Source organism: Paracoccus lichenicola (assembly GCF_009708075.1).
Taxonomy (GTDB): domain Bacteria; phylum Pseudomonadota; class Alphaproteobacteria; order Rhodobacterales; family Rhodobacteraceae; genus Paracoccus; species Paracoccus lichenicola.
In genome coordinates, this window is sequence record NZ_WMBT01000032.1 from 1 (window position 1) to 7,767 (window position 7,767).

Below are 7,767 nucleotides of genomic sequence, written 5' to 3' on the forward strand. Positions count from 1 at the left end.
TCCGCGACGGCCTCCGCCAACTTCAAGCCGCCGCCTGATCAAGCGTCACCAACTTTTGCCCATATCTCCGCCCATGCGACGGGGCGGCGCTATCCCTTCCGCCAGTTCGGGGAACCCAATGCCCATGGCACCGCCGATCCCGTCGCGCCCGAACGCCTTGGCCTGACCGAGGAGGAACTGTCCGGCATCCTCGTCCGCTACAACCAGTCGCTGAACCTGGGGGTCGAGGATCTGGCCCGCCTGATCGCCGCCGCCGAAATGCAGGCGGCCAGCCACCACACCCGGGCGCGGACCGCAGGCGACATCATGTCGCGCGACCTGGTGACGGTGGCGCCCGACGCGCCCCTGCACGACGTGGCGGGGCTGTTCGTGCGCCACGGCTTCACCTCGTTGCCCGTGGTGGGCAGGGACGACCGCTATCTGGGCGTCATCTTCCAGCTTCACCTGATCGCCAGGGTCCATGCCGATTTCCGCCCCGACGGCAGGCTGTCGCGCGCCGATGACGACCTGCGCGCCGCCGATGTCATGGAAACCCGCCTGCCGGTGGCCGCGCCCGACACGCCGATCGCGGCCCTTCTGCCGCAGCTGGCGGCCAGCGACACCGATGCGGTGCCTGTGTTGAAGGACGGGCGGATCGCCGGCATCGTCACGCGCACGGACCTGATCGCGGCGCTGGCGCGCGAAAGCCTGCGGCCTGCGGATCCATGATGTCTGAAAGGACTGGCAGGGGTTGGGGGACTCGAACCCACGACCCTCGGTTTTGGAGACCGATGCTCTACCAACTGAGCTAAACCCCTGCGGTGAGCGTCTGATAGGATCTGGCGTCCCCGCCGTCAAGCGGGGAAACGCCCTTATGCCTCGGCATCCGCCGCCAGGAACCCGCCCGACTGCCGCGCCCACAGCCGCGCGTAAAGCCCGCCCTGCGCCAGCAATTCGGCATGGCTGCCCGCTTCGATGATGCGGCCCGCGTCCATCACGATCAGCCGGTCCATCGCCGCGATGGTGGACAGGCGATGCGCGATGGCGATCACGGTCTTGCCCGCCATCAGCACGTCCAGGCGCGACTGGATCGCGGCCTCGGCCTCGCTGTCCAAGGCGCTTGTGGCCTCGTCCAGGATCAGGATCGGCGCGTCCTTCAGCGCCACGCGGGCGATGGCGATGCGCTGGCGCTGCCCGCCCGACAGCTTCACCCCGCGTTCGCCGACATGGGCGTCCAGCCCCCGGCGGCCCTGGCTGTCCGTGAGCTGCGGCACGAAGTCCTGCGCCTCGGCCATGCGCAGGGCTGCGGCGATCTGGGCATCCGTCGCATCCGGGCGGCCATAGGCGATGTTGTCGCGCACCGAGCGGTGCAGCAGGGAACTGTCCTGCGTCACCACCCCGATGGCTGCGCGCAGGCTGTCCTGCGTGACGGTGGACACGTCCTGCCCGTCGATAGTGATGCGGCCCCCCTCGATGTCGTGAAAGCGCAGCAGCAGGTTGATGAGGGTCGATTTGCCTGCGCCAGACCGGCCGACAAGCCCCACCCGTTCGCCCGGCGCCACATGCAGCGTCAGGTCGTCCAGCACCGCCATGGGCCGCGCGCCTTCCACCCCGCGATAGCGGAAGGTGACGTTGTCGAACCGCACCGCGCCCGGACCGCGGACCAGGGGCTTGGCATCGGGGGCGTCTCGGACCTCTCGCGGCAGGGCGAGGGAGGCGATGCCGTCGCGGACGGTGCCGATGTTTTCGAACAGCGCGGCGAATTCCCACATGATCCAGTGGGCCATGCTGTTCAGCCGCATCGCCAGGGGGACCGCCACGGCCACTGCGCCGACCTCGATCAGCCCGCCCGTCCACAGCCACAGGCCCATCCCCGCGACCGCCGCGACCAGCGCCACGTTCATCATGTTCAGCGCGATGTCCTGGATGGAGGACAGCCGCATCTGCCGGTAAACCGTCTGCAGGAAGGCATCCATCCCCTCGCGCATCCAGCCCTCCTCGCGCGAGGAATGGGAAAACAGCTTGACGGTGGCGATGTTGGTATAGCTGTCCACCACGCGCCCCGTCATCTGCGCCCGCGCGTCGGCCTGTTCCTCGGCCACGCGGCCCAGGCGGGGGACGATCTGCCACAGCATGATGCCGTAGGCCGCGGCCCAGGCCAGGAAGGGCAGCGCCAGCCGCCAGTCCTGGCTGGCCGCCAGGATCAGCGCGCCCAGGAAATAGATCACGACATAGCTGCCGACATCCATGGCCTTCATCGCGACCTCCCGCACGGCCAAGGCCGTCTGCATCAGCCGCTGGGCGATCCGGCCCGCGAATTCGTCCTGGAAGTATCCGACCGACTGGCGCAGCAGATAGCGGTGCGCCCGCCAGCGGATGCGCTGTGGGAAATTGCCCATCAGGCCCTGATACAGCACCAGCGACGCCACCAAGTGCAGCGCGGGCAGCACCACCAGCAGCACCACCGCCATGAAGGCCAGCCGCCCGCCCTGCTGCGCCCAGAACCGGTCGCGCGGCACCTGCGACAACTGGTCGATCAGCTCGCCCAGCCAGCCGAACAGCGCGACCTCGACAATGGCGATCAGGGCCGAGCTGACGCCCACCAGCAGCAGCCAGGGGATCGCGCCCCGGCTGTAATACAGCACGAAGCGGACCAGCGACCGGGGCGGCATGTCCGGGGTCTCGGTCGGATAGGGGTCTATGCGTCGCTCGAACCACGAGAACATGGCGTCACCGGAATGTCGTGAAGGGGGTCAGGCAGGGGTGCGTTTGCTGGACCCTGGCGGGACCCATGTCAAGCGCCAGCCCCTGGAACGATGCGACAAGCCGCACGTTGCAAGGGGGAAACGGCCTGCCATCTGAGAGGACATCACCATGGCGATCAAGACCCTGAACGACCTTTACCTGCACCAGTTGAAAGACCTGTATTCCGCCTGCAAGCAATCCATGGCCGTCGTCACCGAAATGGGCCGCGCCGCGAAATCGCGCGAATTGTCCGAGGCGCTGATCGCCGGCAATCAGGGCATCGCGCGCGGCATGGAAACGCTGGCCACCATCTGCGCCCGGCACGACACCGATCCGACGGGCGAACATTGCCGGGGGATGGAGGGTCTGGCCATCGAAGCCCGCAAGCACGCGGTCGAGACCGATTTCGGCGACGAGGACACCCAGGACGCGGCGATCATCACCCAGTACCAGCGCCTGACGCATTATGCCATTGCAGGCTATGGCTGCGTGCGCACCTTCGCCAACCGCCTGGGCTATGACGACGACGGCGCGGCCTTGCAGGACTGCCTGGACAGCACGCGCGAGGGCGACGAACACATGACCCGCATCGCCGAGGGCGGCGTCAACCAGGCGGCGATGGACGGGCAGTAAAGGCTGGAGCGTCGTCCAGGATAGGCATTTCGCGGGCTACCCGGGCGGGATCAGGAAACGCGACGAGCGTTTTCCCCGCCCTTTGCTTGACATCGCCACCAAAGACGGCGTCGTTCCATAACCACGGAAGGCGGGCGCTGGCCGGGCCGTTGAGGCCCGCCGGTCCCGCGTCACCGGCATCCGTAGGGTGGGGTTCCACCCCACCATGACCGTCGCCGCGAGGGGATCATTCCTCATAGGACTCCCAGAACGTCCCGACCGTGCAGATGCCCGCATTCAGGATGCCGATCAGGCCCCTCATGAAAACCCTCGGGACCGGCAGCATGGGCCGCCGGTCCTGGCAGATCATGCCCGCAAGGGGTTCCCGGATCAGACGTTCCCCGCCGCCATCTCCTTCGCGATGTGGTCGGCCTGGCGGATCGCCAGCGCCACGATGGTCAGCGTCGGGTTTTCCGCAGCCCCCGAGGTGAACTGGCTGCCGTCCGAGACGAACAGGTTCGGGATGTCGTGGCTTTGGCCGTGCCTGTTGACCACGCCGTCCTCGGGGCGTTCCGACATGCGGTTGGTGCCCAGGTTGTGCGTGGACGGATAGGGCGGCGTCGGCATCACCCGCGTCGCGCCCACGGCCTTGTAGATCGCCTGACCCCGAGCATAGGCGTGGTCGCGCATCGCGATGTCGTTCGGATGGTCGCTGAAATTGACGTTGGCGACCTTCAGGCCGAACGCGTCGGCGGTGTCCGACAGCGTCACGCGGTTGTCGGCCTGGGGCATGTCCTCGCCCACGATCCACATGCCCGCCATGTTCTCGTAGCTGTCGAGGGCGGTGGTGAACTCGCGCCCCCAGGCACCGGGATCCAGGAAGGCCGCCATGAAGGGCAGGCCCAGGGACAGCGTTTCCAGCTCATACCCGCCCACGAAGCCGCGCGAGGGATCGTGCCTGGCCTCGTCGCGGATGATGCCCGCCATGGTCGTGCCGCGCCACATCCGCACCGGATGCTCGAAGGTCGCATAGACCGACCCGGTCGTGTGCCGCATGTAGTTGCGGCCCACCTGCCCTGATCGGTTGGCAAGCCCGTCGGGGAACATGCTGCTGTGGGAATTCAACAGCAGGCGCGGCGATTCGAAACTGTTGCCCGCCACGGCCACGATCCGCGCCTTCTGCATCTGCAGGTTGCCGTCCTTGTCGAAATACTCGACCCCCGTCACCTTGCCGCTGTCGTCATGCAGGATGCGGGCGACATGGGCGTGGTCGCGGACCTCGAGGTTGCCGGTCGCCTCGCCGCGCGGGATGTCGGTATAGGCGCTGGACCATTTCGCGCCCCACTTGCAGCCCTGGAAGCAGAAGCCGGTCTGCTGGCAGGCCATGCGGCCGTCGTAATCGGCGCTGTTGATCGCCATGTTGCCGGTGTGGACCTCCTTGTAGCCCACCGCCAGGGCGCCCTTCTCGAACACCTTGTAGTTGTTGCTGCCCGGCAGGCGGGCGCGTCCGCCGACGCCGGTCACGCCCAGCTTGGCCTCGGCCTTGTCGTACCAGGGGGCCATCTCGGCCCCGTCGATGGGCCAGTCCAGCAGGTTCGCGCCCTCGACCGCGCCGTAATTCGTGCGCGCCTTCCATTCGTGGTCCTGGAACCGCAGGGACGCGCCCGCCCAGTGGACGCTGGTCCCGCCCACGGCCTTGACGATCCAGGCGGGCAGGCCCGAGAAATCCTTGGCCACCCGCCAGTCGCCGCTGGTCGTGCGCGGGTCGGTCCAGGCCAGTTGCCCGAAGCTTTCCCATTCGTCGTTCACGTAATCCTCGGGCATGTAGCGCCCGCCCGCCTCGAGCGCCACGACCTTGACGCCCTTCTGCGCCAGCTCGTTTGCCAGCACCCCGCCGCCCGCGCCGGTGCCCACGATGACGACCACGTTGTCGTCGTTCAGATCGAATTTGGCTGCCTGTGCCATGATGGATGTCCTCTCCTACAGCCAGTCGATGTCGTCGAAGCCCCGGGCGATGTAGCCCCCGTGCGAGAAGGACTCGCCCTCGTATCCGAAGATCGGCCAGACCTCCTTTTGGTTGTAAAGCCCGGTCACCAGCCCGCCGCGTACCGTCTGGAAGAAGGGCGTGTCCTCGATCCGGCGCAGGATGGCGACGCGCTCGTCTTCCCACCCGGCGGCTAGGTAGGTGTCGAAGCCCGCTTCCCTGGCGGCGGCGTCCAGCGCGGCGATGCCATCGGCAACCATCTGCTTCTGGTCGGTCACGTCATAGGACTTGACCGCCACCGCATAGTAACGGTCGCCCACCCGGTCGTGCGGATAGATGTCGCGCGCCATCTGCAGCAGCGTCGCCATCTGATGTTCGCTGATCGCCGTGACCTCCACCGCCCAGGCAGCGTCGGGCGCGGCGATGAAGCCCGGCCCGGCGACCGCCAAGGCGCCTGCCGCCACCGCGCGCGACAGAAGCGCGCGCCGGGTCAGCCCCTGCTTGCGTAATTGGGACATTCTTTCCTCCCCTGTTGTCGTCGCCGTGCGAGGCCCTCCAACCCCGGCGCGGCGACGTTACCTGTAGCGGCCGCCCCGCTGGATCACCTCGATCTGGTATCCGTCGGGATCGGCGACAAAGAAGAACCGCGCGATCACCTCGCCGCCGGGGGCGAAATCGACCAGCTTGCGCGGGGCATAACCAAGATCGGTAATGCGGGCATGTTCGGCGTCCACGTCGTCCACGGTAAAGGCCACGTGGCCATAGCCGTCGCCAAGCGCGTAAGGATCGGACCGGCCCTTGTTGACGGTCAGTTCCAGTTCCGTTTCGCTTTCGCCGTTGGACAGGTAGACCAGCGTGAAGTCCGGGAAATCCAGCCGCTCGGCCACGGTCAGCCCGAAGCAGCGGTCATAGAATTCGACCGAACGCGCCTCGTCCAGAACGCGGATCATCGAGTGGACATATTTCGCCATGCCAAGCCTCCGTAGCCTTTTCTTCTCCTCAGGCTAGGGACTCGCGAAAGGGCGCGGGTAGTATCGGATTACTACAGCCGTTTTTATTCCGCGGCGATGGCCCGGGGGATATGCTGGTCCTCGCCCAGGTGGATCGTGCAGGCGCAGCGCAAGAGCGAGGTGAAATTGCGCGCCTCGCCATGCAGTTCCAGCACCTCGGCGTGCAGTTTCGAGATGAAGGCGGGCGTCGTCACCCCCTGCCGCGCGGCGATGTCGTCCAGGATATGCCAGAAGGCCCGTTCCAGCCGGATCGAGGTCGATTGCCCGTTCAGCCGCAGCCTGCGGGTGACGGTTTCATAGCGTTCGGGGTGCTGCCCCGCGAAGATCTGGCACATCAGCTTGATCCGAAAGGTCCTGTGGGGCGATCCTGCGGCAGGACGGAGGCTGGGTCAATGGTCGGGTAGGGTGGCGTGGTAATGATGGCAGGCCACAGCCCCTACCCTATTTGCCACTTGCTCTATAAAGATCCATTCGTTCCAATGCCCACATTAATGCTGGTCGGCTTTCTGGGCGTCGCATGATCTTGTATTGAGATAGATGTGGCAATCCGAGCCACTTCCCACCATGCCAGTTGCCAACATGGAGCCGTTGGGGTCCCCAATTTACGGAATGCGATTCTACCGACACGACATCGAGCAACTGGCGAACGAGTGGGTTTGCGTCCTTCCCCATGCTTACAACGACGGATGGCTTCGCCCGTTCAAGCATTTCGCGCCAAATCGTGTAGCCAAACTCTAAAGCTGATTTTCGATTATTCAAGCTGGGCCAGTTAGGAGAGCGAAAAGGGACCAAGTTCCCCGCAAGAACCTCCACCACAGGAACATCAAGCAAACGAAACAGCTCGCAAACTTGCTGCTGCAACGGGGATGTGCCTGGGCGGGCACCCGCCCAACTTTCGTTTATATAAGCAGATCCAGAGGACATCGCAAAGCGTGCATGCTCTGGATCATCAAAATGGCCGCCTGGATTAAGCCCAATTAGTGCGACTCTCGCCCCCTTCAAAACTGTCTGAGGGCTATACAGTAGTCTCCAACCAATCTGGTTTCCCGAGGCTTGATAGGCGCGCTCAATGCGTTGCTCTAAGCATTCCTCATAATTAGCCATATACCCAACCCTTTTGCCACCTTAGATTACAAATTGCTGCGAAGCAGACAATAGCCCTGTGATGATTAGAAGCTTGCAGAGTCTGCCCGCTGTTGCCCACGCAAAAAGCCGCCCCCTTTCGGAGGCGGCCCTTTGCCGTGCGTTGCATGGTGCGTGCAAGCACGCACCCTACGGCGTCTCTGTAGGGTGCGTGTTCACACGCACCGCCACCCCGAGCCGTCGCTCTGTGGGGTGCGTGTTCACACGCACCGCCACCCCGAGCGGCCCTTACTTCAGGATCTTCGACACCACGCCGGCGCCGACGGTGCGGCCGCCTTCGCGGATGGCGAAGCG

9 protein-coding genes and 1 tRNA gene are annotated in these 7,767 nt (G+C 65.6%); 2 read left to right on the forward strand and 8 right to left on the reverse strand.

All coding sequences use genetic code 11. The features are described from left to right. On the forward strand, positions 1 to 708 hold a 708-nt coding region (locus tag GIY56_RS17740; protein ID WP_154766184.1), incomplete at its 5' end, for a CBS domain-containing protein. A 13-nt stretch (positions 709 to 721) separates the two neighbouring features. Here the strand turns inward: GIY56_RS17740 and GIY56_RS17745 are convergent. Both GIY56_RS17745 and GIY56_RS17750 read right to left on the reverse strand, forming a co-directional pair. Beyond that, positions 722 to 797 (reverse strand) — tRNA-Trp (locus tag GIY56_RS17745). A gap of 54 nt (positions 798 to 851) precedes the next feature. Then, positions 852 to 2,705 (reverse strand): ABC transporter ATP-binding protein, encoded by a 1,854-nt coding sequence (locus GIY56_RS17750; protein ID WP_154766185.1) that lies wholly within the window; start codon positions 2,703 to 2,705, stop codon positions 852 to 854. Between the two features lie 148 nt (positions 2,706 to 2,853). Here GIY56_RS17750 and GIY56_RS17755 point away from each other — a divergent pair, with 148 nt between their 5' ends. Next, on the forward strand, positions 2,854 to 3,357 hold the full coding sequence (locus GIY56_RS17755) for a DUF892 family protein (protein ID WP_154766186.1): 504 nt from the start codon (positions 2,854 to 2,856) through the stop codon (positions 3,355 to 3,357). A gap of 369 nt (positions 3,358 to 3,726) precedes the next feature. Here GIY56_RS17755 and GIY56_RS17760 read toward each other — a convergent pair whose 3' ends face one another. The 6 genes from GIY56_RS17760 to GIY56_RS18985 all read right to left on the reverse strand — a co-directional run. Next, on the reverse strand, positions 3,727 to 5,301 hold the full coding sequence (locus GIY56_RS17760; protein WP_154766187.1) for a GMC family oxidoreductase: 1,575 nt from the start codon (positions 5,299 to 5,301) through the stop codon (positions 3,727 to 3,729). Between the two features lie 15 nt (positions 5,302 to 5,316). Further along, positions 5,317 to 5,838, reverse strand: coding sequence for a Twin-arginine translocation pathway signal (locus GIY56_RS17765; RefSeq protein ID WP_154766188.1), 522 nt, complete (start codon positions 5,836 to 5,838; stop codon positions 5,317 to 5,319). Positions 5,839 to 5,895: 57 nt separating this feature from the next. Continuing rightward, positions 5,896 to 6,291 (reverse strand): VOC family protein, encoded by a 396-nt coding sequence (locus GIY56_RS17770; protein ID WP_154766189.1) that lies wholly within the window; start codon positions 6,289 to 6,291, stop codon positions 5,896 to 5,898. A gap of 83 nt (positions 6,292 to 6,374) precedes the next feature. Further along, positions 6,375 to 6,665, reverse strand: a complete 291-nt coding sequence (locus GIY56_RS17775) for a ribbon-helix-helix domain-containing protein (protein WP_154766190.1) — start codon at positions 6,663 to 6,665, stop codon at positions 6,375 to 6,377. Positions 6,666 to 6,771: 106 nt separating this feature from the next. Then, positions 6,772 to 7,434: a uracil-DNA glycosylase family protein gene (locus tag GIY56_RS17780; RefSeq protein WP_154766191.1), complete on the reverse strand. Its 663-nt coding sequence runs from the start codon at positions 7,432 to 7,434 to the stop codon at positions 6,772 to 6,774. 267 nt (positions 7,435 to 7,701) lie between these two features. Then, positions 7,702 to 7,767, reverse strand: a 66-nt coding sequence (locus GIY56_RS18985; RefSeq protein WP_154763426.1) for an EF-Tu C-terminal domain-related protein, incomplete at its 5' end; no start/stop codon positions are given.